This window comes from Microbacterium sp. LMC-P-041 (assembly GCF_030209555.1).
Classification (GTDB): Bacteria; Actinomycetota; Actinomycetes; order Actinomycetales; family Microbacteriaceae; genus Microbacterium.
The window spans coordinates 728,617-751,891 of the sequence record NZ_JARVRV010000001.1; the positions used below are offsets into that span (position 1 = coordinate 728,617).

General features: G+C 68.9%; 19 protein-coding genes. 12 read left to right on the plus strand and 7 right to left on the minus strand.

Going from position 1 to position 23,275, the window contains the following annotated elements; genetic code table 11:
• The first annotated feature begins 35 nt into the window (after positions 1–35).
• The 5 genes from QRN21_RS03500 to QRN21_RS03520 all read left to right on the plus strand — a co-directional run bounded on the left by QRN21_RS03500 (position 36) and on the right by QRN21_RS03520 (position 5,281).
• On the plus strand, positions 36–1,205 hold the full coding sequence (locus QRN21_RS03500) for an ABC transporter substrate-binding protein (RefSeq protein ID WP_072590933.1): 1,170 nt from the start codon (positions 36–38) through the stop codon (positions 1,203–1,205).
• A gap of 72 nt (positions 1,206–1,277) precedes the next feature.
• Positions 1,278–2,138, plus strand: a complete 861-nt coding sequence (locus QRN21_RS03505; protein ID WP_053095455.1) for an ABC transporter permease subunit — start codon at positions 1,278–1,280, stop codon at positions 2,136–2,138.
• The gene (locus QRN21_RS03510) at positions 2,125–3,897 is read left to right on the plus strand and encodes a branched-chain amino acid ABC transporter ATP-binding protein/permease (RefSeq protein WP_285363127.1); all 1,773 of its coding nucleotides are present in this window, start codon (positions 2,125–2,127) and stop codon (positions 3,895–3,897) included. Before QRN21_RS03505 ends, QRN21_RS03510 begins: the two co-directional genes overlap by 14 nt.
• The gene (locus QRN21_RS03515; protein WP_053095453.1) at positions 3,894–4,586 is read left to right on the plus strand and encodes an ABC transporter ATP-binding protein; all 693 of its coding nucleotides are present in this window, start codon (positions 3,894–3,896) and stop codon (positions 4,584–4,586) included. The genes QRN21_RS03510 and QRN21_RS03515 overlap by 4 nt, the downstream gene beginning before the upstream one ends.
• Before the next feature lie 44 nt (positions 4,587–4,630).
• Complete coding sequence (locus tag QRN21_RS03520) at positions 4,631–5,281, plus strand: HAD-IA family hydrolase (protein WP_053095452.1); 651 nt, start codon at positions 4,631–4,633, stop codon at positions 5,279–5,281.
• 61 nt (positions 5,282–5,342) lie between these two features.
• Here QRN21_RS03520 and QRN21_RS03525 read toward each other — a convergent pair whose 3' ends face one another.
• The 3 genes from QRN21_RS03525 to QRN21_RS03535 form a co-directional block, all read right to left on the minus strand.
• Entirely contained in the window at positions 5,343–6,884 is a 1,542-nt protein-coding gene (locus QRN21_RS03525) for an HNH endonuclease signature motif containing protein (protein ID WP_285363128.1), read from the minus strand.
• Between the two features lie 294 nt (positions 6,885–7,178).
• The gene (locus QRN21_RS03530) at positions 7,179–7,994 is read right to left on the minus strand and encodes an SDR family NAD(P)-dependent oxidoreductase (protein WP_072590929.1); all 816 of its coding nucleotides are present in this window, start codon (positions 7,992–7,994) and stop codon (positions 7,179–7,181) included.
• Between the two features lie 72 nt (positions 7,995–8,066).
• On the minus strand, positions 8,067–8,813 hold the full coding sequence (locus QRN21_RS03535) for an SDR family NAD(P)-dependent oxidoreductase (protein ID WP_072590928.1): 747 nt from the start codon (positions 8,811–8,813) through the stop codon (positions 8,067–8,069).
• Positions 8,814–9,056: 243 nt separating this feature from the next.
• On the opposite strand from QRN21_RS03535, the gene QRN21_RS03540 reads away from it, so the two are divergent.
• Genes QRN21_RS03540 through QRN21_RS03550 form a run of 3 tightly spaced genes read left to right on the plus strand, consistent with a single transcriptional unit; the run spans position 9,057 to position 13,032 of the window.
• Complete coding sequence (locus tag QRN21_RS03540) at positions 9,057–10,514, plus strand: APC family permease (protein WP_285363129.1); 1,458 nt, start codon at positions 9,057–9,059, stop codon at positions 10,512–10,514.
• 33 nt (positions 10,515–10,547) lie between these two features.
• The gene (locus tag QRN21_RS03545) at positions 10,548–11,387 is read left to right on the plus strand and encodes a molybdenum cofactor biosynthesis F family protein (protein WP_285363130.1); all 840 of its coding nucleotides are present in this window, start codon (positions 10,548–10,550) and stop codon (positions 11,385–11,387) included.
• 1 nt (position 11,388) lies between these two features.
• On the plus strand, positions 11,389–13,032 hold the full coding sequence (locus tag QRN21_RS03550; RefSeq protein WP_285363131.1) for an amidohydrolase: 1,644 nt from the start codon (positions 11,389–11,391) through the stop codon (positions 13,030–13,032).
• A gap of 177 nt (positions 13,033–13,209) precedes the next feature.
• Here the strand turns inward: QRN21_RS03550 and QRN21_RS03555 are convergent, their stop codons facing one another.
• The 3 genes from QRN21_RS03555 to QRN21_RS03565 all read right to left on the minus strand — a co-directional run bounded on the left by QRN21_RS03555 (position 13,210) and on the right by QRN21_RS03565 (position 16,687).
• The gene (locus QRN21_RS03555) at positions 13,210–14,673 is read right to left on the minus strand and encodes a GMC family oxidoreductase (protein ID WP_285363132.1); all 1,464 of its coding nucleotides are present in this window, start codon (positions 14,671–14,673) and stop codon (positions 13,210–13,212) included.
• Entirely contained in the window at positions 14,670–16,115 is a 1,446-nt protein-coding gene (locus QRN21_RS03560; RefSeq protein WP_053095444.1) for an aldehyde dehydrogenase family protein, read from the minus strand. The genes QRN21_RS03555 and QRN21_RS03560 overlap by 4 nt, the downstream gene beginning before the upstream one ends.
• A gap of 134 nt (positions 16,116–16,249) precedes the next feature.
• On the minus strand, positions 16,250–16,687 hold the full coding sequence (locus QRN21_RS03565; RefSeq protein WP_187250130.1) for an Lrp/AsnC family transcriptional regulator: 438 nt from the start codon (positions 16,685–16,687) through the stop codon (positions 16,250–16,252).
• Between the two features lie 151 nt (positions 16,688–16,838).
• On the opposite strand from QRN21_RS03565, the gene pdhA reads away from it, so the two are divergent.
• The 4 genes from pdhA to QRN21_RS03585 all read left to right on the plus strand — a co-directional run bounded on the left by pdhA (position 16,839) and on the right by QRN21_RS03585 (position 21,830).
• A complete protein-coding gene (gene pdhA / locus QRN21_RS03570) occupies positions 16,839–17,939 on the plus strand; it encodes a pyruvate dehydrogenase (acetyl-transferring) E1 component subunit alpha (RefSeq protein ID WP_285363133.1) in 1,101 nt (366 codons plus the stop codon).
• Entirely contained in the window at positions 17,936–18,964 is a 1,029-nt protein-coding gene (locus QRN21_RS03575) for an alpha-ketoacid dehydrogenase subunit beta (protein ID WP_285363134.1), read from the plus strand. The genes pdhA and QRN21_RS03575 overlap by 4 nt, the downstream gene beginning before the upstream one ends.
• Entirely contained in the window at positions 18,961–20,361 is a 1,401-nt protein-coding gene (locus QRN21_RS03580; protein ID WP_285363135.1) for a dihydrolipoamide acetyltransferase family protein, read from the plus strand. The genes QRN21_RS03575 and QRN21_RS03580 overlap by 4 nt, the downstream gene beginning before the upstream one ends.
• A 149-nt stretch (positions 20,362–20,510) precedes the next feature.
• On the plus strand, positions 20,511–21,830 hold the full coding sequence (locus QRN21_RS03585) for an MFS transporter (protein WP_285363136.1): 1,320 nt from the start codon (positions 20,511–20,513) through the stop codon (positions 21,828–21,830).
• A 53-nt stretch (positions 21,831–21,883) separates the two neighbouring features.
• On the opposite strand, the gene QRN21_RS03590 is transcribed toward QRN21_RS03585, so the two are convergent.
• Positions 21,884–23,173 (minus strand): hypothetical protein, encoded by a 1,290-nt coding sequence (locus QRN21_RS03590; RefSeq protein ID WP_285363137.1) that lies wholly within the window; start codon positions 23,171–23,173, stop codon positions 21,884–21,886.
• Between the last annotated feature and the right edge of the window lie 102 nt (positions 23,174–23,275).

Consider the following 23,275-nt stretch of genomic DNA (forward strand, 5'->3'; position numbering starts at 1 on the left):
CGCAGCACGACAAGCACACGAGAGGCAGGAATCACATGAACAAGCGAGTATCCGGCACTGCGGCGCTCATCGCCGTGGCAGCCCTCACTCTGGCCGGTTGCGCCGGCGGAGACGGCAGCGGAGGTGGCGGCGACGCCCCGATCGTCGTCGGCTCCGTGAACACGATCAGCGGTCCGGCGACGTTCCCCGAGGCGTCGCAGGCGGCGGCGGCGGTGTTCGACGCCTTCAACGAGGCCGGAGGCCTCGACGGACGCACCATCGAGTACAAGACCCTCGACGACAAGGGCGACCCGGCCACAGCCACCGCGTCAGCCCGAGAGCTCGTCGGCAGCGACGGGGCCGTCGCGCTGGTCGGATCAGCGAGCCTGATCGAGTGCGAGATCAACGCGAAGTACTACGAGCAGGAGGAGATCCTCTCGCTGCCCGGCATCGGAGTCGATACCGGCTGCTTCGCGAGCGACAACATCTCCCCCGCCAACGTCGGTCCGTTCAACGACATGACCCTCACGCTGCAGTACGGCTCGGAGGTGCTCGGACTCGACGACATCTGCATCCTGCTGGAGATCGCAGGATCCACCCGACCCACCTACCAGGCGGCGATCGACAAGTGGACCGAGATCACGGGCAAGGAGCCGAAGTACGTCGACGACACCGTGCCGTACGGCGCCTCGGACTACACGCCCTACATCGTGAAGGCCCGCGAACAGGGCTGCAAGGCGCTCGCGATCAACCCCGTCGAGCCCGACGCGATCGGCCAGGTCAAGGCCGCGAACGCGCAGGGCTGGGACGACGTGACCTGGCTCTATCTGACGAGCGTCTACAGCGAGAACTTCGCGGATGCGATCGATGACGCCGGGGCCGGCATCTACGTGCCCGCCGAGTTCTACCCGTTCACGGACGACGACGAGATCAACACCGACTGGCGGGAGCTGATGGAGGCCAACGACATCCCCCTCACCTCATTCAGCCAGGGCGGATACCTCGCCGCGACCTACTTCATCGAGGTGCTCGAGGGCATGGACGGCGACATCACCCGCGAGACGGTCACCGAGGCGCTGCGCGGAATGGATCCCATCGAGAACCCCATGGTCGGAACGCCCTACGCCTTCGGCACGCAGAACACCGCGGGATGGCCGATCATCCTCGAATCCGGCACGAACGCCTGGGAGAAGGTCGCCGACGACTGGCTCCGCATCGGCGAGTAGCCGCCCTTCACCTGCCGCCGAGCGCATTCTCGGCGGCAGGTCCTCTCCCCCTCACACCAGAAAGGACGCCTCATGCTGCAAGGCGCCATCGCCGGTCTCGCCGCCGGCGGTCTCTATGCGGTCCTCGGAGTGTGCCTGACCCTGATGTCGCGCCTCGTGCGGGTCGTCAACTTCGCCCAGGCCGCGACCGGGATGTTCGGCGCCTTCAGCGCCGTGTGGTTCGTCAGCGAACTGGGGGTGCCGATCTGGCTCGGCTCCGTGCTCGGCGTCGTCGTCGGCGGGGCGCTCTCCGCCACCATCGGGTGGATCGCCGCGACCTGGCTCTCCGAGGCCTCCACCACCACTCGCTCGGCGATGACCGTCGGTCCGCTTCTCCTGCTCATCTCGATGTCGTTCATCCTGTTCGGCAACAAACCGCAGCCGTTCACCCCGATCATCGCGGGCCCCGCCTTCTCGTTCGGGGGCGTGGTGATCAGTCAGGTCACCGTCGCCACCGTCGCCATGGCGGTCGTCACGGCGGTCGTGGTGCGGATCGTGCTGCGCCGGACGAGAGTGGGCACGCAGCTGCGCGCGCTCTCCGAGCGCCCCACCACCGCCGAGCTGCTCGGCATCCGTTCCCGTCCGCTCTCCATCGCGGTGTGGTTCGTGACCGGTGTGATCAGCGCGATCGCCATCATGATCGTGGCGCCGTCGCAGTCGAACGACGCGACCAGCCTCGCGATGCTCATCGTCCCCGCCGCAGCCGCTGCGCTGCTCGGCGGCTTCCGCCGTCTCGACCTCGCCGTCGTCGGCGGAGTCGTACTGGGCGTTCTGGGAGGGCTCGTCGCGCAGATCGACGAGGTCGCGCTCGTGCGCAATTTCCTCCCGTTCCTGTTCATCGTCGTCCTGCTCCTGTGGACGCAGCGCAAGGAGGTGTGGGATGCCGCTCGCTGACCGTCCCTGGTTCCGTCTGTCCTGGCCCCTCGCCGTCGCCGCCGCGGCGGTCGGACTGGGTGCCATTCTGAGCGCGGCGCTTCCGGGCTACTTCGTGTTCCTCGCGATCAGCGCAGTCGTCGCGGCCATCGCGATCCTGGGACTGGGCATCGTCACGGGCTCCGCCGGCATGATCGCGCTGTGCCAGCTCACGTTCGCCGCCGTGGGCGCCTGGATCGTCTCGCTGCTCAACGTCATGCAGGCGCCGGGCGGCTTCGTCGTCTGGCTCCTCCTCGGCGGCATTGCCGCCGGTCTTGTGGGCATCCTCGTCGGGCTCCCCGCGCTGCGGCTGCGCGGCGTGAATCTCGCCGTCGTCACGCTCGGCTTCGCTGCGGCGGCGGATGTCACCCTCGTGCAGATCCAGTTCCCCGGGTCCGCCGACGGCACGGCTGTCGAGCGCCCGACGCTGTTCTCGAACGATCGCGAGTTCTTCTTCCTCTCGGTCGTGGTGCTCGCCGTCTGCGCGCTGGGAGTCTTCTTCCTGCAGCGCGGACGGTGGGGCTCGAGCTGGAAGGCGGTCGCCTTCTCGGAACGCGGCACCGCGGCTGCGGGGCAGAGCGTGCAGAGCGCCAAGCTCACCGCGTTCGCCGTATCGGCCGCACTGGGAGGCATCGCCGGAGGACTCCTCGCCGGCCAGGTGCAGCTTCCGTTCGCATCGAGCTTCACCCCGCTTCAGTCGCTGGCGCTCTACGTCCTCGCCGTCATGTCGGGGGCCCATCTGATCGACATGGCGATCCTCGGCGGCATCCTCTGGGTGCTCGTGCCCGAGCTGCTGAAGCGCTGGGGCGTGCCGCAGGACTGGGCGTTCGTGGTCTTCGGCGTGCTCGGCGTGCAGGCGCTCACCAGCGGGACCAACCTCGGTCAGGGCATCCGCAATCTCATCTGGAAGCGCGCGGATCGCAGGACCGCCTCGGTGAAGCTGACCGCGTTGCCTCCCGATGCGGATGCCGAGGATCGAGCGATCACGACAACGACCACCGCGACGGTCGATGAGCGCGCGCTCGATGGTGCACCGGTGCTCACTGTCGACGGACTCACGGTGCAGTTCGGTGCTCTCACAGCGTTGGACGATGTGTCGTTCCAGGTGCCGGCGGCGTCGATCATGGGCCTGATCGGTCCGAACGGGGCAGGCAAGTCGACGTTCGTCGATGCGATCAGCGGGTTCCTGCCGAAGCACGGCGGTCGAGTACTGCTCGGAGATCGCGATCTGGCCGGCCTGTCTCCGACGCGTCGCGCCCGGCTCGGGCTGCGCAGGACCTTCCAGCAGGACAGGGTTCCGCCGTCGCTCACGGTCGGCGCGTACGTGAGGTTCGTCGCTCGACGTCGACTCGCCGCATCCGACATCGATGAGGTTCTCGAGTTCTTCGGATGCCCGCCGGCGGGTGCGCGCCTGTCGAGCGTCGACGTCGGCACCAGGCGACTCGTCGAGGTCGCGGCGAATGTGATCTCTCGTCCGCGGCTGCTGATCCTCGACGAGCCCGCGGCCGGCTTGTCGCACGATGAGCACCTGGCTCTCGCCGCGCGTCTGCGCGAGCTGCCGGCCCGGTTCGGCGTGGCATTGATCATCATCGAGCACGACCTCGATCTCGTGCGCTCGGTGTGCCCGACGCTGACTGTGCTCGACTTCGGTCGAGTGCTCGCGAGCGGTCCGCAGGCCGAGGTGCTCGCGAACCCGGAGGTCGTGAAGGCGTACATGGGAGAGACGGAGCTGCTGAAGTGAGCGAACTGGTGCTGGACGGGGTGACGGTCAGCCGCGGCGCGGGGCCGGTGATCTCGGATGTGTCGCTGACCGTGCGCGGTGGCGAGGTGCTGGCGCTCGTCGGACCGAACGGGGCCGGCAAGACCAGTCTGATCGAATCGGTATCGGGGGTGACCCCGCACTCCGCGGGATCGATGATGCTCGACGGCGAGCCGCTCGACAAGCTGTCCCGGGTGTCGAGAGCGCGGCGCGGCATCGTGCACATCGAGCAGGGGCGAGCGGTGTTCCCATCGCTGACCGTGCGCGAGAACATCTCGCTCACCGCGCGGACGCCTGCGGAACAGGATGCGGCGCTCGCGCAGTTCCCTGAGCTCGAGAAGCGCATCGACTCCCCCACCGCGCTGCTGTCGGGTGGCGAGCAGCAGATGGTGGTGCTGGCACGTGCCTTCGCCGCGAAGCCGCGGATCCTGTTGATCGATGAGATGTCGCTCGGTCTCGCGCCTGTCGTGTTCATGCGGCTCATGCCGATCGTGAAGTCGATCGCCGAGTCGGGCGTCGGGGTGCTGCTCGTGGAGCAGTTCACGCAGCTCGCGCTGGGCCTCGCTCGCGAGGCCGTGGTGGTGGCCGGCGGCCGCGTCTCCTTCCAGGGCACCGCCGAGGCGTTGAAGGAGGATTCGCAGCTGCTGCACCGCGCGTACCTCGGTGGGTAGCGCCGTCAGGTCGGGCTCAGATGCTGCGGCAGTAGCCTGAGGGGATGACCGAGACCATCAGCGCCCGCGCCGTCCTGCTCGACATGGACGGCACTCTCGTCGATTCGACGGCTGTCGTGGAACGGCTCTGGCTGGCGTGGGCCGAGCCCCACGGAATCGCTCCCGAGACTGTCTTGAGCGTCGTGCACGGCCGGCAGGGGCACCAGAGCATGGCGATCATGCTGCCGGAACGCGACCACGAGATCAACATCCGCGAGAACGCGGTGATGCTCGCGAACGAGAGCAAGGATGTCGATGGCGTCATCCCGATCGAGGGTGCGGATGCCCTGCTCGCCGCCCTGCTCCCCTACCCCCACGCGATCGTCACCTCGGCCGACGTGACGCTGATGAACGCGCGGATGGGCCAGGCCGGCCTGACCGTGCCCGCACTGACGGTCACGGCCGAGAACGTGTCGGCCTCCAAGCCCGACCCCGAGGGCTTCCTGCTGGGTGCGGAGCTGCTCGGCGTCGACCCCGCCGACTGCGTGGTGTTCGAGGACTCGGGCGCCGGCATCCAGGCCGCGCATGCTGCGGGGATGCGGGTCATCGGCGTGGGCGCGCACGCGACGTCTCATCAGCCGACCTTCCATGTCGATGACCTCACCCAGGTGGCCGTCATTCCGACGGCGGACGGTTTCGAGCTCGCGATTCGCTGATGCGCTGATGCGCTGCTGCGCTGATGCGCTGCTGCGGTCGCATCGGTGACGATCACCCGCGTCATCCGGTGCGGGTGAGCGGCACGGTGAGTGTGAGTCGGGCGGCGCTGAGCCTCGGTGTGCGCCATCGTTCGTCGGGATCCCACCATCCCGGTCCCCGCACCTGCGGGACCCCGTCGTCCATGCGGATCTCCCACCCCGAGGTCCCGAGGGATCGGTGGTGCCACCAGCACAACGGGACCCCGTTATCCGTGTGAGTCGGACCACCCCTGGCATGCTCGACGACATGGTGGATCTCGCACCACGATGCCGGAACGTGGCACCCGGGGATGAGGCATTCTTTGTCTCGGGCGATGATCGCCCGCCGCTGATGCACCGTGAACACCCGGTCGGTGGTCGTGATCCCGATGATCCTGCCCTCATCCACCAGCACCCGTTGAATCGTCCCCGCGCATCCGACGTGCGCGGCGACGGAGACCGGGACGTGGGCACCGGATCCGACGACCGTCGCCCACCCACCGTTTCCGCCCATTCCGCCCACGAGATCCTTCGCGTCGACGTTCACGACGAGGACCGGCGCGGAACCGCCGAGGGTGGGCATGTCGTTGTGTCGGGTGGCGATGGCGAACACCATCGCGAGGGCGTCGTGACGCTTCTGCGACGCGGTGCGGTCATCGAGCACACATCGAGGATCCGAGTTGAACGGATCCGTATCGTCACCGTCTGCACCAGCGCCAGCACCCGCACCCGCGTCGGCGTCACCGTCTACACCAGCATCGGCACCAGCTCCAGCGTGGGTGTCGGCGCCCTCGCTCGGGGCGAAGTGCACTCCGGGCATGGGCGGGCCATCACCTTTGGGGTTGAGGATCGCGTCCAGGATCAGCTGCAACTGCGCCGCGACCTCTGGGGTCAGATACCCGCGGATCGCGTGCACGCCGTCCGTGAGACGACCGATCGTGATGCCCCGGCGGCGACGGGAGTCCTCATCCTTGGGTTCCTCCCCATCGGGGTCGAACATCGACGCGAGATCCTCGGCAAGGGCCTTCAAGTCCTGCGGGGTCGGCGCCGGACCCGGCTCATCAGCCTCCAGGCCCTCACCATCAGCGCCGACCACGACGCCGTGGCCGCGAGCACACCCCGCCAACGCGACATCCGCCGCCAACCGCTGATCCACCGTCAGCCGATCCCACACCTTCTCGATCGGCCCCGTCGCCGCAAGAAACCCGGCCACACCGACCACCCCATCCAGCAACGCGAGACGCAACTCCGACCACCGTGCCGGCATCCTCTCCCCCGCCAGACTCACCGGCCTCCGCACCAGATCGACGACCCTGTCGACCCGGGACGCGCCCCGCACATCCACCGACACCGTCCGCTGCAACAGCTCATTCAGGCCACGGCACCCCGCCGAATGCGGAAAGTCGGCGGCGTCGCCCGTCGCGATCGTCTCGACGATCACGGCCTCCGCGCGGCGGAAGACAGCACCCGCACCCTGCAGAACAGTCACCCGATCCGCATCCGACAACCCCGCCAGCGCGTCATCGGACAGCACCGTGTCGAGGTCGGCGATGACCCGATCCAGAAGCTCCGCAGTGCTGTTCATACCCCCTAGTCAACCCCGGGCCACCGACATTCGAGACCCGAAATCACCTCGAATACCCCAGATCAGATCCGTATTCCAATCTCCCAGAATGGCACAGCGAGAGCGCCCAGATCGCACGCGGGATGGGGTGGAAATCGCCAGAGGCGCGACCGACAGGAGGAAGCGGGGAAGAGGCGAACGACGGGATACGTGAGAACGGAGAACACAGCGGCGTCATCGGAGCGCGAACGACCGAACCGGGAACGAGAGCGCCCACGCCGGGGACGACCGACCATGCACCCGAGCGACCGCCTCCTACATCCCCGCCCGGTCGAAGGCGATCGTCGGCACATCCACGACGTGTGACCCGCCATCCGCCACGATCACGGCACCGGTGACGTACGACGACTCCCCCGATCCCAGGAACCGCACGACCGACGCGATCTCCGCCGGCCGAGCCGGGCGCCGCAGCGGCACATCCGCCGTGACGGTCCCATACGCCTCTTCCCGCGAGCCCAGCCCGGCATGGGTGGCGAACTCGTCCATCTCGTCGTCGGCCATCGGCGTCTGCACCCACCCTGGGCACACCGCGTTGACGCGCACACCCTGCCTTCCGTAGTCGCGGGCGAGGGTCCGCGTCAGCCCGATCAGCGCGTGCTTGCCCACGGTGTATCCCGCCACCGACGGACCCGCGAAGAGACCTGCGAGAGACGACACGATCACGATCTGCCCTTTCGCCTCGATCAGCGCAGGCAACGCCTCTCGCGCCATGACGAACGCCGTGGTGAGGTTCGCGCGGATCGCCGCATCCCAGCTGTCGTCGTCGGTGTCGGCGACCGGCGAGAAGCCGTGTCCGCCGGCATTCGCCACCAGCACGTCGAGGCGCCCGAATGTCGCGAGCACCTCCGCCACCGCTGCCTGCGCCGATGCGGTGTCCGCGGCATCCGCGATGATCGGATGCGCGCCGACGGCGTCGGCCACGGCGCGCAGCGGCTCGGGCCGACGCCCCACGACCACGACGTGCGCACCTTCAGCGGCATACCGTTCGGCGATCGCCGCCCCGATGCCGGTACCTCCGCCGGTGATCACGATGACCCGCCCGGAGACCGTCGATCCCACTGCACTACCCATGTTCGCTCCTGTTCTCGCCGCGCTCACGCGCTCTCGCCGCGCTCGTGCGCAGATCCGTCGTCCCCGTGACCATCAGGCCGGGAATCCTGATCGGGCCGAATACCCGAAATCGCTGAGGATGGTCGTGCCGTTGATCGCTCTGCTGCGCGGCGACACGAGATACAGCACGTGTGAAGCGACGTCCTCGGGCGACTGCACCTCGAAAGTCGGGGAGACGAACGCGTGCTCCCCGAGGTCTCCACGGCTCATCGGGGTGTCGACGATCGACGGCGCCACCGTGTTCACCCGGACATCAGTGCCGGCGAGATCCACCGACAACGATCGACCCAGCTGCACGAGCGCGGCCTTCGATGCGCAATAGGGCGCCATGCCGGGCGACGACACGAACGCCGAGTCGCTCGCGAGCAGCACGACGGATGCCGAAGCCGACGCCCGCAACGCGGGAAGGACCTGCGCGAGAACCAGGAACGCCCCCGTGACATTGACCGCGAACACGGCGTTCCAGTCGTGAAGCGAGATCTGCTCGATCGTCGATCCGACCGGACCCGAGATCCCCGCGCAGCACACGACCGCATCCACCCCGCCGAGCTCCTCGACGGACGTGGAGACCGCCAGCGCGACCTGTGTCTCGTCGGTGACATCGACCACCCGGACCACAGCGTCACCGCATCCGCGTGCCGTCTCTGCGAGCGCAACGGCATCCCGATCGAGGAGCGCCACGCGCACCCCCTCCGCGGCGAGCGCGCGGGCGGTCGCGCGGCCGATACCGCTCGCGGCGCCGGTGATCAGCGCGGTCGTGCCCGTCAGCTGCAGGTCCATGATCTCCTCGAGACATCGCCGCGGCGCCAGCGGCGCTCCGCGAGGACGGCGGTGTCATCACCGTCATCCTGCTCCGCCGGATCCGGGCCGGGAACACGACCAGGACGGCTGTGCGCGCTGGCACCATCGTCCTTCGCTCAGGGTCAACCGCCGCGCTCCCGGCACGAGCAGACTCGCTGTATCGACGAACCCCTCGTCGTCGATGCCGTGCCGACACGGCCGTCACCGAGCAAAGGAGCCGACGTGGCAGACCCGATATCTGCGTCCACGACGCAGCAGGACCACACCTCTCTTCGACCCGGCGCGCTGGGCGTCGCCGGGATCGTCTTCCTCGTGCTCGCCGCCGTCGCACCACTGACCGGCATCGTCGTGGTCGCCTCGCTGGCGATCGCCCTCGGAAACGGCGGCGGCACGCCGATGGCCTTCTTCATCGTGGCCGCGATCCTGCTGCTGTTCGCCGTGGGATACGCGCAGATGTCGAAGCAGCTGGTCAACGCCGGCGGCTTCTACGCCTTCGTCGTGAAGGGCCTCGGTCGCACCGGCGGTCTGGTCGCCGGCCTCATCGCCACGCTCGGCTACAACTTCTTCGTCGTCGGCACGATCGGCACCAGCGGCTTCTTCATGCAGAACATCATCCGCGACCTCACCGGCCTCGACGCGCACTGGCTCATCTGGGGTCTGCTGTCGATCGTCGTGTGCTTCGTGCTCGCACGGGTCGGGGTGGACTTCTCGTCGAAGATCCTCGGTGTGTGCCTCGTGCTCGAGGTGCTGATGCTCGTGGTGTTCGACGTGTCGGTGCTCGTGCAGACCGGATACGACGTGGCCGCGTTCAGCCCGGAAGCCGTGTTCTCGGGGTCGCTGCCGATCGGCCTCCTCCTGGCCGCGACGGGCTTCCTCGGCTTCGAGGCGACCGCCCTGTTCAGCGAAGAGGCGAAGCAGCCGCTGCGCACGATCCCGCGGGCGACGTACACCTCGATCATCGCGATCGGCGTGATCCTCGGCGTCACCACCTGGGCGGTGGTGAGCGCGACCGGCGTCGCGCAGGCGCAGGCAACCGCTCTCGAGCACCTGCCGACGGGCGACCTGATCTTCATGCTGTCGCAGCAGTACCTCGGCGGCCCGCTGACGACCGTGATGATGATCCTGCTGCTGGTCAGTCTGTTCGCGGCGATGCTCGCGTTCCACAACTCCGCGACGCGCTATCTCTACTCCCTCGGGCGCTCGCGGATCCTGCCGCACGCGCTGGCCCGCACCCGCCGCAACGGCGCCCCGCAGCTGGCCGGGATCGTGCAGGCATCGTTCGCGGCGCTCGTCGCGATCATCTTCGCGATCGCCGGCGCCGACCCCATCATCACGCTCGTGCCCGCGATGCTCGGCTTCGGCACCCTGAGCGTGCTGATCCTGCAGGGACTCGCCGCGATCTCGATCGTCGTGTACTTCCGCCGTGCCGGCGATCCGCGATGGTGGAGCACGTTCATCGCTCCGGGGATCGGATTCCTCGGCATCGCCGCGATCTCGGTGCTGGCGATCGTGAACTTCAACATCGTCGCCGGATCCGAGGAGCTCGCCATCCGTCTCATGCCGCTGCTGCTCGTGGTGGCGCTGATCGGCGGCATCGTCTACGGCGCCTATCTCAAGCGCTCCCGGCCCGCCGTGTACGAGGGCCTCGCATCCGACCTCGAGCGTTTCAGCGACCGCTGACGCTCCCGCAACCCCACTCACCTGAGGAGAGACATGACGACCCTGAATCCCGCAGACACCTCCACCTGGCTCCCGCTCGAGGGCCTGGCTCCCGGCTTCGACGCGAACAAGGCTCCGCACACGGCCGCATTGAGCGGTCGGGAGATCACCGTCGTGGACGCCCGGGGAACCCGCATCTCGCACCGGTTCGCCGACACCACGGTCGCGTGGGACTACCAGCCCGGTGCCGACGACACGACAGCACCCGCCTCCGACACCGACGACTACGAGGCGTTCGAGGTCGACGACGACCTGTACTTCGTGCAGTTCCATCACGACTACCTGCCGAACGAAGCAGTGTCTCTGATCGTCGACCTGCGCCACGGCCGCGCCCTCGCCGTCATCTCGGTGATCCTGCCCGCGCCCGAGCAGGGACGCACCCGCGTGCAGCACGTCTTCGCGCCGAGCATCATCGACGGAGCGACCGTGACGGGCGCAGAGCCGGCGCCGACGACGACGCTCATCGGTCGCCGGGTCGAGTGGATCTACAGCGAGGAGCACGCCTACGAGCACGTGTACCTCTCGGAGCGCTGGTACACATGGCAGTGTCTCGCCGGCCCCGAGCGCGGCCTCGCAGACACCGACGAGAACAGCGTGTGGGAGGTGCGCCCCGGGATCTACGTCTTCGCGTGGCGCGAGAAGGTCATCCCCTGCGCATCGGTCACGATCGCCGACCATCGGGACGTGAACGCGATCCGCTCGCACGGCGTGCTCTTCGGGCTCGACGAGTCGGGCGAGGTGCCCACGCACTTCACGTTCGGCGCTCACGGCCGACTGCTCTCGACGACCCATCACGCGAACGGCCTCGAGCCGGCGCTGTTCGGAACCCTCTGAGATGACGACGGCCGAGCTCATCGTGACGGGCTCGGTGATCCGCACGGCGGATCACCGAGCACCGATCGTCGAGGCGTTCGCGGTGCGCGACGGGCGGATCCTCGACGTCGGCACGCGGGCCGAGATGGACGCGTACCGCGGCCCGGACACGAGGATGCTGGATGTCGGCGATGCCGCGGTCTACCCCGGCTTCGTCGACGTGCACAACCACCACGCTCTCGCCGGGCGCACCGAGCTGTTCGAGCTCTCGCTGCCGCCCTCGCTGGGCCTCGACGACATCCTCGACCTCGTGCGCGAGAAGGCCAGCGCGCTGCCGCCCGACGCGTGGATCGTGGGCGGCCCGGTGTCGACCACTCTGCTGCCCGGCCTCGCGAACAGCGCGATCAGGCAGCGTCTCGATGAGGCGGCCGGCGGTCGCCCCGTCGTCCTGGTCGAGGACTCGAGGCACAACAGGTGGGCGAGCACGCGGGCGCTGCAGCTCGCCGGGATCACCGCCGACAGCATCCCCTCCGGTGGAGTCACCGTGCTCGATCCCGATGACGGCACGCCGACCGGGGTGCTGTTCGAGGCAGCGGGAATCCCGGTGCAGGAGGCCTACGATCGCAGCGGTGGGCTGACGGGCGAGCAGCACGTGGCCGCGTCGCGCCGCGGCGTCGAGATCCTCAACTCCTACGGCATCACGACCTTCCAGGATGCCGGAGTGTCGACCGACATCCTCGCCGCCCTCGCGACCCTCGACCGGTCGCACGAGCTCACCGCCTGGGTCGTCTCGTCGCTGCTGATCAACGATGAGATCTTCGGGTTCGATCCGATCGGCACCCCGCTCATCGACCTCGGTGAGCAGTTCCGCACCCTGCACCACCGGCCCGACTTCGTGAAGATCTTCCTCGACGGAGTGCCACCCGCGCGCACGGCGTCGTTCCTCGAGCCGTATATCGCGGATGCCGTGCACGGTGCGCACTTCCACGGCGAGACGACGATGGACTTCGACGAGCTGCACACCTGGCTGCGGTCGGTGGCCGAGCGCGGACTCGGCGCCAAGGTGCACTGCACGGGAGACGGATCGGCGCGTCTCGTGCTCGACGTCGCCGAGCGCATCCGGTCCGACGGCTTCACCACCCCGATCCAGATCGCGCACGGCCAGTTCCTCGCCGACGACGACATCCCGCGCTTGCGAGCGCTCGACGTCTCGGCCGACATCTCGCCGTTCATCTGGTTCCCGGGCGTGATCCCGCAGGCGTTGGCCGAGGTCCTCGGCGACCGCGCCGAGCATTCGCAGCCCAACCGTGCCCTGCTCGACGCCGGCGCGCTCGTCGCCGGCGGCTCGGACTGGCCGGTGAGCGAATCGCCGAACACCCTCGAGGGGCTGCAGGGTCTCGTCACGCGCGCCGATCCTCTCGGCCGAGCGCCCGGCGTCCTCTGGCCCGAGCAGGCGATCGCAGCGGAGGAGGCCCTGCAGGTCTTCACGATCAATGCCGCGACCGCGATGGGCCTCGGCGCGGAGACCGGATCGATCACGCCAGGCAAATCGGCGGACTTCGTGGTGCTCGCCCGGGATGCGATCGCCGGCCCGGCCGACGAGATCGTGCACACTCCCGTGCGGTCGACGTGGTTCGCCGGTCGCGAGGTGTACTCCGCGGGCTGATCACGTCGCATGCCGTGCGCGTCTTTCCCTGCGGGGTCGATGACGCACCGCTCAGCAGCGATTCGGATGCGTTGGTGACCCCGCATGCGGGACGACACGCAGGACCTCGCACGCCGGATGAGACGCTGATGCCCCCTTCCACCTACTCGGCAGGAGGGGGCATCGCGAGCGTCGACGTCAGCGTCCGAGCAGGAACCTCGCCCCCAGCTCGCCGATCATCGCCGCGGGGGCGTTGGTGTTGCCCGTCGGAACGGTGGGGATCACCGACGCGTCGATCACGCTCAGCCCCTCGAGACCGCGCACCCGCAGCAGCGGGTCGACCACCGCCTCGGCATCCGATCCCATCCGGCAGGTGCCGACCTGGTGGTGGTAGGTGATGGCCGTGCGACGCACCCAGTCGTCGATCCCGTCGTCCGACACGTCGGGGCCGGGGTACACCTCGGTCGCTCCCCATTCCTCGGCGAGCGCCGGCTGCGCGCCGATCCGGCGGCACTGACGAACCGATGCCGCGAGCGCTGCCACGTCCCTGTCGTCTTCGAGCGCGGCGAGGTCGATCAGAGGCGGGTCCGCGAGATCCGGACCGGACAGGGTGAGCCCACCGCGGCTGTACGGCGTCACGAGACCGGCCATGAGGGTGAATCCGTCATCCCCTCGAGGTTCGAGCTCGCCCCACATCGGCACCGAGAAATGGATGGGCTGAGTGTCGGGCTCGGCGAGGTCGTCGCGGCTGCGCCAGAACAGGTGCGACTGCGTGACCGAGACGCCCGGCCGCGGCGGTCCGACCGGCCTCTCGGTCGTGAAGATGACCGGTGAGAGCAGATGGTCGTGCAGGTTCTTGCCGACGCCCGGTGCATCCAGCACGACGGGGATGCCGAGCGCGGCGAGCTCGTCGGCGGGGCCGATGCCAGATCGCAGGAGGATCACGGGCGATCCGATCGCACCGGCCGACAGCACGACCTCGTCGGCGAAGACCTCCTCGGAGTCGGCGCCCGAGCCGAGTCGGACTCCGACGGCGCGGCCCTCCTCGACGATCACCGAATGCACCTCGCGCTCGGTGAGGATCGTGAGCCTGTCGACGACCGGCTGCGCGTAGGCCATCCACGTGTTCACCCGCCGGCCGTCGCGGATCGTCACCTGCTGCTGCGAGACGCCGTCGAGGGTGCCGCCGTTGTAGTCCGGGTTGCGGGGCAGCCCCTCTTCGACGGCTGCGTCGATGATCGAGGCCTGGATCGGCGAGAGCTCGTAGTCGTCGGTGACGGGCAGCACATCGTGCTCGAGCGCGGCGAAGACGGGTTCGACCGTGTTCCAGCCCCACCCCGTCGCGCCCGCGCGTTCCCAGGCGTCGTAGTCGGAGGCGACGCCGCGCACCCAGATCATGGCGTTGAGCGCATGCGAGCCTCCGGTGACCTTCCCGCGCGGCAGGTGCAGTCGGCGTCCGCCGGCGTGCTTCTGCGGAACGGTGAAGAAGTCCCAGTCGTCGGCGGAGTGCCACAGCTCCCCCGCCCTCGACGGGTCGTGGATCGCCGGATTCGCGTCGTATCCTCCGGCTTCGATCAGCGTCACCTCGACGCCGGCGTCCACCAGGCGTCGCGCGACGATCGCGCCCGAGGTCCCGGCCCCGACGACGATCGCGGTTCTCATGCCTGCGCCTTGCGGCCCGGCCCCGACACGACCTGCGTCACGGCGACGGACTTGAGCCCCTCGACACCGAACTCCAGGCCGTAGCCCGAGCTCTTCACGCCGCCGAACGGCACCATCGGGTGCAGCCCGCCGTGCGAGTTGATCCACACCGTGCCGGACTCCATGCGCGTCGCGGCCTCGCGGGCGGCGTCCGGATCGCTCGACCACACCGATGCGCCGAGACCGACGTCGACCGAGTTGGCGAACGCGAACGCCTCGTCGACGTCGCTGTACCGGATCACCGGCAGCGCCGGGCCGAACTGCTCCTCCTGCACGAGGGCCGCGTCGTTGTCGATGTCGGCGACGATCGTGGGGCGATAGAAGAGCTCGCCGAGCTCGGGAGCCGCCTCGCCGCCCGTGACGACACGGGCGCCGCGTCCCTTCGCCTCGTCGACCAGGCGCGACACGATGTCGAACTGGGCGCGATTCTGCAGCGGACCCAGCACGTTGTCCTCGTCGAGCCCGTTGCCCATCGGGACGGATGCCGCGATCTCGGCGAGCGCGGTGACGACCTCGTCGTAGACGGAGTCGTGCACGTAGAGGCGCTTCATCGCGGCGCAGGTCTGACCGGTGTTGATGAACGCGCCCCAGAAGAGGTCCTGCGCGATCGCCGACACATCGGTGCCCGGCAGCACGATGCCGGCGTCGTTCCCGCCGAGCTCGAGGGTGAGGCGGGCGAGGTTGCCTGCCGAGCTCTCGATGATGCGTCGCCCGGTGGCGGTGGATCCGGTGAACATGATCTTGTCGATGTCGGGGTGCGAGGCGAGGCGCGCACCCACCTCGCGATCGCCGGAGACACCGATCAGAACGTCGGCGGGCAGCACGTCGTTCATCACCGCCAGCATCGCGAGGACGCTCAGGGGCGTGTACTCGCTCGGCTTCGCGACGACGGTGTTGCCCATCCGCAGCGACGGACCGATCTGCCAGATGGTGATCATGAGCGGCCAGTTCCACGGACCGATCGCGCCGACCACTCCGGCGGCCTTGTAGACGAGCTCGGCGTGCAGGGTCTCGTCGTCGACGAGCACCTGCGACTCGAGCGGGATCGACGCATTGGTGCGCAGCCAGGCCGAGCACGCACCCAGTTCGAAGCGCGCGTTGGGGCCGTTCAACGGCTTGCCCTGCTCGCGCGAGAGCAGGTGCGCGAGCGCCTCGGCGTTCGCGTCGATCGCATCGGCCGCAGCGATCAGCAGCTCGCTGCGCTTCGCGTGGCCGAGGGACTCCCAGCCGGGCTGAGCGGCTCGCGCTCGCGCGATCGCATCGTCGAGGTCGCTGACCGAGTGCTCGGGCGCACGACCCATGACCTCGCGTGTGGCGGCATCCGGGATGTCTCGCCCCGCGCCCTCCGGCGCCTGGATGCGGTCGAGCAGCGCGGCGGCTGCGGATGCGGCGGATTCGGACATCGGGACTCTCCTTCGAGCGGGACGCATGCCAAGGATCTGGCGGGTCGTCTCATTGTCGAACGCGATGCGACAGCCCACTTGTCGCGGAGCGCGCCGCAGATGTCCGAGTGCGAAGGGATGACCTCCCCACCCGCTCAGATCAGGGTGAAGTCCTCGAAGATGAGGGTCGTGCGTGTGGAGCGGATCGAGGGGATCGCCTGGATGTCCTCCAAGACGATGCGGCGGAGGTCGCGCGCGTCGCTCGCCCGCACGAGCAGGATGACGTCGAAGTCACCGCCGACGAGCGCCATGTGCTCGATCTCGGGAATCATCCGCAGCCTGGCGCTGACCTCCTGCCAGGTGGCCTGCTCGATGGCGAGTGTCACGTAGGCGCTCGCATGGTGGCCGAGCAGCACGGGGTCGGTGCGCACCGAGTAGCCGGTGATGATGCCCGCATCGGTCAGCCGCTTGATCCGTGCGTGAGCGCCCGCTCTCGAGATGTGCACGGCCTCGGCGATGGCGGTCATCGACGCCCGGGCGTCGATGCGCAGCTGCTCGAGAATCGCGTGATCGGTGTCGTCCAGCGTGATCATGGAACCCCTTCGTCCTCTGCCCGAATTCTGACATTTCGTCACGGAGGTGAGCAAGTAGATCGCATTCGTCCACGATGCACCGAATGTTCTTGGACGTCTGTCGCGAGGGGAGCATGCTGGCGTCATCGAGTTCGGCAAGGAGGGCGAACGGATGGAACACGCACACCTGCTCCCGCGCGACACGGCGGTGCAGCTCATCGACGCAGAGGGCCGTGTCGTCGACGACCCGCACTTCCCGCTGCCGGATACGGACACCCTGCTCGCCGCCTATCGCGGTCTCGTCGAGGGGCGCCGCATCAACGATCAGGCCAGCGCTCTCGTCCGCCAGGGCCGCCTCGCCGTCTACCCCTCGTCGCACGGTCAGGAGGCGTGCCAGATCGGAGCGGCCCTCGCCCTCGACGCCGGCGACTGGCTCTTCCCCACGTATCGGGACTCGGTCGCGGTCATCGCCCGGGGTATCGCACCGGCCGAGGCGATGGTGCTGCTGAAGGGCGACTGGCATTCGGGCTACGACGTGCGAGCGCACCACGTCGCGCCTCAGGCCACTCCGCTCGCCACACAGCTGCTGCACGCGGTCGGCTTCGCGTATGCCGCGAAGAAGCGCGGAGAGCAGACGGCCGTCCTGGCACTGTGCGGCGACGGTGCGACCAGTGAGGGCGACTTCCACGAGGCGCTGAACTTCGCCGCCGTCTTCCGTGTGCCGGTCGTCTTCCTCGTGCAGAACAACGAGTTCGCGATCTCGGTGCCGCTCAGCCGTCAGACCGCCGCGCCGTCGCTGGCCCACAAGGCGATCGGATACGGGATGCCGGGGCAGCGCGTCGACGGCAACGACGTCGCCGCCGTGCTGGCCGTTCTCGGCGAGGCCATCGCCCATGCCCGCTCGGGCGGCGGGCCGACGCTCATCGAGGCGCACACCTATCGGATGCAGGCGCACACGAACGCCGACGACGACACGCGCTATCGCGAGCGCGCCGAGGTCCAGGCGTGGGTCGAGCGCGACCCGCTGACGCGACTGCGAGCACACCTGACGAGCGCCGGCGCCCTCACGGCCGACCGCGAAGCCGAGTACGCGGCGGAGGCCGAGAAGACCGCCGCGGCGATGCGAGAGGCGCTCAACGTCGATGCCGAGATCGATCCCGAGGATCTGTTCCGCTTCGTCACAGAGACCCGCTCTCCCCAGCGCGAGGAGCAGTGGCAGATGCTGAGGGATGAGATCGCACGCAACCACGCAGCAGCCGGAGGTGCACGATGACCATCGCCCACGACGACATTCGGGTCGACACCGGCGCACTGTCCGTGTCGACCATGAGCATGGCCGCCGCACTGAACCTCGCCCTCGCGGATGCGATCGAGAGCGATCCCGAGGTCGTCGTCTTCGGCGAGGACGTCGGAGCGCTCGGCGGCGTGTTCCGCATCACCGACGGACTCACGGCGCGGTTCGGCGAGGACCGCTGCTTCGACACCCCGCTCGCCGAATCCGGCATCGTCGGCACAGCCGTCGGCATGGCCATGAACGGCATGCGTCCCGTCGTCGAGCTGCAGTTCGACGCCTTCGCACTGCCGGCGTTCGAGCAGATCGTCAGTCACGTCGCGAAGCTCGGCAACCGGACGCGCGGTGCGGTGCGGATGCCGCTCGTGATCCGCATCCCGTTCGGCGGCGGCATCGGCGGGGTCGAGCACCACTGCGACTCCTCCGAGGCGTACTACGCGCACACCCCGGGCCTCACCGTCGTGAGCCCGTCGACTCCCCAGGACGCCTATTCGCTGCTCCGGGCGGCGATCGCCTCGCCCGACCCGGTGATCTTCCTCGAACCGAAGAAGCTGTATTGGACGAAGGGCGAGGTCGACACCTCCGTGACGGCGGACATCGGCTCCGCTCGCATCGCCCGCGAGGGCACCGACGTCACTCTGCTCGCCTACGGCGCCTCGGTGCCGCTCGCGATCGAGGCCGCCGATGTCGCGGCATCCGAGGGGCGCAGCGTGCAGGTCGTCGACATCCGTTCGCTGTCCCCGTTCGACGACGCCACGGTCACCGCCGCCGTGCGCGCGACCGGACGAGCGGTCGTGATCGCCGAGGCTCCCGGATTCGCCAGCGTGGCCTCCGAGATCCAGGCGCGCGTCTTCGAGCGCTGCTTCGAGTACCTCGAGGCTCCGGTGCGCCGCGTCACGGGATTCGACACCCCCTACGCCCCGCCCAAGCTCGAGCACTGGTACCTGCCCGACGTCGACCGCGTGCTGGACGCGATCGACTCGCTGCACTGGGAGGACGAGTCATGACGGCACTGACCACCCACGTCTTCCGGCTGCCGGACCTCGGCGAGGGACTCACCGAGGCCGGACTCGTGCAGTGGCTCGTCTGCGTCGGCGACACGATCGTCACCGACCAGGCGATCGACGAGGTCGAGACGGCGAAGAGCGTGGTCGAGCTGCCGTCGCCCTTCGCCGGCGTCGTCACCGCACTGCACGGAGAACCGGGCGAGACCATCGACGTCGGAGCGCCGGTGCTCGAGGTCGCCGACGGCGCCTCTTCTTCTGCGGATCCTTCCTCGGCGGACGCTCCGGACACGGATGCGGGAGGAGATCTCCGTGCGGATGCCGGCGATCCGGAGCAGGAGGCGTACCGCGAAGAGGAGCGCGCAAGGTCCGGCAACGTCCTGATCGGCTATGGGACCACGGAGCGCGGCGCGACCGGCCGACGGCGCCCGAAGGCGACGGCGGCATCCGAGATGCCACGCGAGAAGCCGGACGCGAACGCTTCGGAACGACGGCCCGTGGCCGTCCGCTCTCCCCTGGTGCGACGACTCGCCCGCGATCTGGGACTCGACGTCCACGCCATCACCCCGACCGGCCATGACGGCGCCGTCACGCGCGCCGACGTGCTGGCGGCCGCTGTCGACGACGCCGTCGACGGGGCAGCGGCGCAGCATCGCCGCGATGATCACCAGCCGCAGTCCGCGAACGCCGAACGTCTCGATGGCCTCGCCGTCGTCTCCCGTGAGCGGATGTCCCCGCTGCGCAGGGCGGTCAGCGCACGACTGACCCGCAGCCGCTCCGAGATCCCCGAGGCCACGGTCTGGGTCGACGTCGATGCCACCGATCTCTGGAATCTGCGCTCCGAGATGGTTCCGGCCGGCGGCAGGGCACCGTCGATCACCGCCCTCGTGGCACGCTTCGTCGTGCTCGCGCTCGCGGAGCATCCGGTGCTCGCCTCCCGCCTGAGCGACGACGGGTCGGAGATCATCTCCTTCGACGGCCTCAACCTCGGCGTCGCCGCCGACACCGAGCGCGGCCTCCTGGTGCCCGTCATCCCGCGGGCGCACGAGCTCACCGTCGAACAGCTCGATGTCGCGCTGCGCGAGCTGTCGGCGACGGCGCGTTCGGGGGCGATGCCTCCGGAGCGGCTGCGGGGGTCGACGTTCACCCTCAACAACTACGGCGGGCTCGGGGTCGACGGCTCAGCCGCGATCATCAACCACCCCGACGTCGCGATCCTCGGCATCGGTCGCATCATCGAGCGCCCGTGGGTGATCGACGGTCAGATCGTCGCCCGCCGCGTCGCTCAACTGTCGCTGGTGTTCGATCACCGCGTGTGCGACGGCGGGTATGCGGCGAGCTTCCTCCGCCGCGTCACGGAGCTCATCGAGCATCCGCTGCGCGCGTTCGGCAAGGTGTGAGGGCGTCTGAGTCGCGCGGTCGCAGATGTGGGGCTTGGGTCGCCCGGCCACCGTGCGCTACTCTCGTCAATTACTGACCGATCATTCGGTAAGTAGCTCGGGGTGACGCAGCGTCGCTCCTCCGCACCCGCAGAACAATGGAGTTCTTCATGACGTCAGCAGTATCCGCGCGCACCTCGACGGCGCGAATGCCCGCCGAGGAGCGGCGAGTCCTCGCCAGCACCCTGGTCGGCACCTCGATCGAGTGGTACGACTTCTTCATCTACGCGCAAGCAGCCGGCCTCGTGCTCGCGCCGCTCTTCCTCGCCCCGATCGCTGAGGAGAACAAGGGGTTCGCGCAGATCCTCTCCTTCGCCACGATCGGGATCTCCTTCCTCTTCCGCCCCCTGGGAGCCATCGTCGCCGGGCACCTGGGCGACAAGCTGGGCCGCAAGAAGATGCTCGTCTTCACGCTCGTGATGATGGGACTCTCCACCTCGCTGATCGGCGTGCTGCCGACGTACGCCGCGATCGGCGTCGCCGCTCCGATCCTTCTCATCGTGCTCCGCATCCTGCAGGGGTTCTCGGCGGGCGGCGAGTGGGGCGGAGCGGCACTGATGGCCGTCGAGCACGCCCCCACGGCCCGCCGGGGGCTCTTCGGCGCCTTCCCGCAGATCGGCGTCCCGATCGGCATGATCCTCGCCACAGCCACGCTCTGGGTGCTGACGAGCTCGATGTCCCCCGAGGCGTTCCTCGAGTGGGGCTGGCGGATCCCGTTCCTGATGTCGATCGTGCTGATCGCCGTCGGCTACGTGATCAGGCGCGCCGTCGACGAGAGCCCCGTCTTCGAGGATCTCCGTCGTCGTCGTCAGGAGGCCTCCGCGCCGCTGGGTCGCCTGTTCCGCAAGAACACCAAGCAGGTCGTGCTCACTGCCCTGATCTTCATCGGCAACAACGCCGCCGGGTACCTGCTCATCGCGTTCTTCGCGACCTACGCCGTCACCGCCCTCGGCATGGAGCGTCCTCCCGTGCTGCTGGCGACGACGCTCGCGTCGTTCGGCTGGCTCATCTTCACGCTCTGGGGCGGCCACCTCTCCGATCGTCTCGGACGCGTCCGCACCTTCCAGATCGGGTACATCGCGCTCGCGCTGTGGGCGGTGCCGATGTGGTTCCTGATCGACACGGCGAACATCTTCTGGTACTTCGTGGCGCTGTTCGTGATGACGTTCGCGCTCGGGCTCTCGTACGGCCCGCAGGCGGCTCTCTATGCCGAGATGTTCCCGGCCAACGTCCGCTACTCGGGCGTCTCGATCGGATACGCGCTGGGTGCCATCCTCGGCGGGGCGTTCGCACCGATGATCGCGGAGGCTCTGATGAACCAGTTCCAGGCGGCCTGGACGATCGGCGTCTACATCGCCATCACGGCGGTGATCTCCCTCATCGCCGTGTCGATGGTGAGGGAGACCAAGGGCGTGGATCTGCACGCCTGATCATCGTCTTCCCGGCATGCTGCGGGCCGGTCGGTCATCCGACCGGCCCGCAGTCAGCCGAAGACCAGCGGCGTGCGTGCCGTCGCGTCCTCGACCGTGATGCCGACGATCGTCGCCCCCTCCTCGAGCACCTCGCGATCGGCTTGGAAACGGAAGACCTGCCCGTCGCGCGTCGTGACGGCGTAGAAGTGATCGCTCGACGACACGACCTCGACCACGGTGCCTCCGGGGTATGCAGCCATCGCATCCGCCACGGGGGCGCCGAGGCGGATATCACCTCGCGACGGCAGCGCGGCTCCGTCACCGACGGTGTCGCCGAGGCTGCGGTCGCTCCCGACGGTGATCGATCCGACGGCATCGCCGGCCTCGACGGGGCGCACCAGGATCGTCCCCGCCTCCGTGGGGGCGATGAGGGTCCACGGGCCGCCGTCGTACTCGGGTTCGACGACCTGCGCGTCCTCGCCGGCGGCGGCGATCGCGGACTCGACCGAGTCGCCGAGTCGGAGCGGACCCACGCCGCCGACTCCGACCTGCCAGTCGCTCCACGCGGTTCCGGGATCGCCGGAGGGGTCTGTCTCGGCGACGGGCGGGTTCTCGGTGAGCTCCTCGACCAGCCCGGACCGGGCCTCCTCGGCGCGTTCCCGAAGCAGCAGCGCCGCCGCCTCGGCGTCGAAGTCGCGATCGCCGCTGAAAGGCTGCCACAGCTGCACGATCACGTTCCCGGTCGAGGCGAACGCGCTGAACGACCGCCAGTCCAGCGCCGCATCGATCAGCGAGCCCGCGAAGGCCCGGGTGTTCTCGGACGCTTCGGGGATCACGGCATCGAAGGAGACGGTTCCCTCTTTGACGAACTCGGCGCACTGCTCGGCCGCCTCGAGCAGCTGATCCATGCGGCCCTCGGCGTGAGCCTCGTCGGCGAACTGCATGATCGTCATCCGGCCGAAGCCGTTCGTGGGATCCGTCGGCACCTGCCACTCGATCGTCCTCGCCCCGACGCTGCCGAGTGACTGCTCGGCATAGAGAGCGTCGCAGATCGGCGGATCCGCAGGGAGGCTTCCTCCGTCCGATATCTGTTCGAGGACCGGCGACGGATCGCCGACGTCGGTGGCGTCCGGAACGATCCCCACGATCTCCTCGGGGGCGAGTGCGAATGCGTCGAGCTCGTCGCCGACGAACACGATCGGTCCGGCATACGGCTCGGGCGCGGCGGTCGTCCGGGACGGCGATGGCGACGGAGGCGACGACGTCTGAGGACTCGGGGCGCAGGCGCTCACGGCGGCCACGGCGCCGATCCCGATCAAGGCGAGCGTCACTCGCGCTCGACCCGTGATGAAGACAGCCATTGAATCCTCCGACCTCGTCATTCGCCGATGCAGACGTCCCCTCCTCGGAGCCTAGGCGCGCTGGGACGACCTCGACCAGGAGCCCGTGCATGTCGAGATCAG

What these genes read in the sequence shown, in the direction of transcription:
- QRN21_RS03590 (WP_285363137.1), bottom strand. Translation starts at nt 23,173, where the DNA reads ATGGCTGTCTTCATCACGGGTCGAGCGCGAGTGACGCTCGCCTTGATC.
- QRN21_RS03565 (WP_187250130.1), bottom strand. Translation starts at nt 16,687, where the DNA reads ATGATCACGCTGGACGACACCGATCACGCGATTCTCGAGCAGCTGCGC.
- QRN21_RS03500 (WP_072590933.1), top strand. Translation starts at nt 36, where the DNA reads ATGAACAAGCGAGTATCCGGCACTGCGGCGCTCATCGCCGTGGCAGCC.
- QRN21_RS03530 (WP_072590929.1), bottom strand. Translation starts at nt 7,994, where the DNA reads ATGGGTAGTGCAGTGGGATCGACGGTCTCCGGGCGGGTCATCGTGATC.
- pdhA (WP_285363133.1), top strand. Translation starts at nt 16,839, where the DNA reads ATGGAACACGCACACCTGCTCCCGCGCGACACGGCGGTGCAGCTCATC.
- QRN21_RS03535 (WP_072590928.1), bottom strand. Translation starts at nt 8,813, where the DNA reads ATGGACCTGCAGCTGACGGGCACGACCGCGCTGATCACCGGCGCCGCG.
- QRN21_RS03585 (WP_285363136.1), top strand. Translation starts at nt 20,511, where the DNA reads ATGACGTCAGCAGTATCCGCGCGCACCTCGACGGCGCGAATGCCCGCC.
- QRN21_RS03560 (WP_053095444.1), bottom strand. Translation starts at nt 16,115, where the DNA reads ATGTCCGAATCCGCCGCATCCGCAGCCGCCGCGCTGCTCGACCGCATC.
- QRN21_RS03525 (WP_285363128.1), bottom strand. Translation starts at nt 6,884, where the DNA reads ATGAACAGCACTGCGGAGCTTCTGGATCGGGTCATCGCCGACCTCGAC.
- QRN21_RS03505 (WP_053095455.1), top strand. Translation starts at nt 1,278, where the DNA reads ATGCTGCAAGGCGCCATCGCCGGTCTCGCCGCCGGCGGTCTCTATGCG.
- QRN21_RS03520 (WP_053095452.1), top strand. Translation starts at nt 4,631, where the DNA reads ATGACCGAGACCATCAGCGCCCGCGCCGTCCTGCTCGACATGGACGGC.
- QRN21_RS03555 (WP_285363132.1), bottom strand. Translation starts at nt 14,673, where the DNA reads ATGAGAACCGCGATCGTCGTCGGGGCCGGGACCTCGGGCGCGATCGTC.
- QRN21_RS03575 (WP_285363134.1), top strand. Translation starts at nt 17,936, where the DNA reads ATGACCATCGCCCACGACGACATTCGGGTCGACACCGGCGCACTGTCC.
- QRN21_RS03580 (WP_285363135.1), top strand. Translation starts at nt 18,961, where the DNA reads ATGACGGCACTGACCACCCACGTCTTCCGGCTGCCGGACCTCGGCGAG.
- QRN21_RS03510 (WP_285363127.1), top strand. Translation starts at nt 2,125, where the DNA reads ATGCCGCTCGCTGACCGTCCCTGGTTCCGTCTGTCCTGGCCCCTCGCC.
- QRN21_RS03545 (WP_285363130.1), top strand. Translation starts at nt 10,548, where the DNA reads ATGACGACCCTGAATCCCGCAGACACCTCCACCTGGCTCCCGCTCGAG.
- QRN21_RS03550 (WP_285363131.1), top strand. Translation starts at nt 11,389, where the DNA reads ATGACGACGGCCGAGCTCATCGTGACGGGCTCGGTGATCCGCACGGCG.